Here is a 965-nt window from a genome sequence, read left to right on the forward strand (position 1 = left end):
CGGGAGGCTGTGCGCTTTGGCGATGCGGTGTTGAGTTATCGCGAGCTGGATCAGCGTGCGAATCAGCTGGCCCATTACCTGCGCGAACAGGGCGTGGGGCGGGAATCTCTGGTGGGCGTGGCGGCGTTGCGTTCGGTGGAAATGGTGGTTGCGCTGTATGCGGTGCTCAAAGCCAGCGCTGCCTATGTGCCACTGGACCCTGAGTACCCGGCAGATCGTCTGCGCTACATGCTGGAAGACGCCGGGATCGGGTTGCTGCTGAGCCACGATGGGGTGATCGCTGATTTGCCGGTCGTGGAAGGTCTGCGTGTGCTGAATCTGGATCAGCTTGAACTCTCCGGCCAGCCCGTCACGGCGCCCGTGATTGAGCTGCACCCCGAGCAACTGGCCTACATGATTTACACCTCCGGCTCGACGGGGAAACCCAAGGGCGCCGGCAATACCCATGCCGCACTGTTCAACCGTCTGGCCTGGATGCAAGAGGCTTACGCACTCGACGCATCAGACGCGGTATTGCAAAAAACGCCGTTCAGTTTCGACGTGTCGGTCTGGGAGTTCTTCTGGCCGTTGATGGTGGGTGCGCGTCTGGTGGTCGCTCAGCCGGGGGATCATCGCGATCCGCTGCTGTTGAAGACGCTGATCGAACAACAGCAGATCACCACGCTGCACTTCGTCCCGTCGATGCTCGGTGCCTTCATGGCTCAGGACGATCTCGCCGGCTGTGCGTCCCTGAAACGCATCGTCTGCAGCGGCGAAGCCTTGCCTGCCGATCTGACGCGGGAAACCCTTCAACGCCTGCCCAACGCCGGCCTGTTCAACCTGTATGGCCCGACCGAAGCGGCCATCGACGTGACTCACTGGACCTGCGCTGATGAGCCGGGCGTTTCCGTGCCCATCGGCGCCCCCATCGCCAACCTGCAGATCCACATCCTCGACAGCCGCCTCAACCCGCAACCCGTCGGCGT

Annotated in this window: 1 protein-coding gene; it reads left to right on the forward strand. The window is 62.6% G+C overall.

What is annotated here, in order from left to right:
* The coding region (locus BBI10_RS00110) for an AMP-binding protein (protein ID WP_141695061.1) at positions 1-965 on the forward strand (965 nt) is incomplete at both ends.

The sequence above is a fragment of the Pseudomonas graminis genome (genome assembly GCF_001705435.1).
Taxonomy (GTDB): domain Bacteria; phylum Pseudomonadota; class Gammaproteobacteria; order Pseudomonadales; family Pseudomonadaceae; genus Aquipseudomonas; species Aquipseudomonas graminis_B.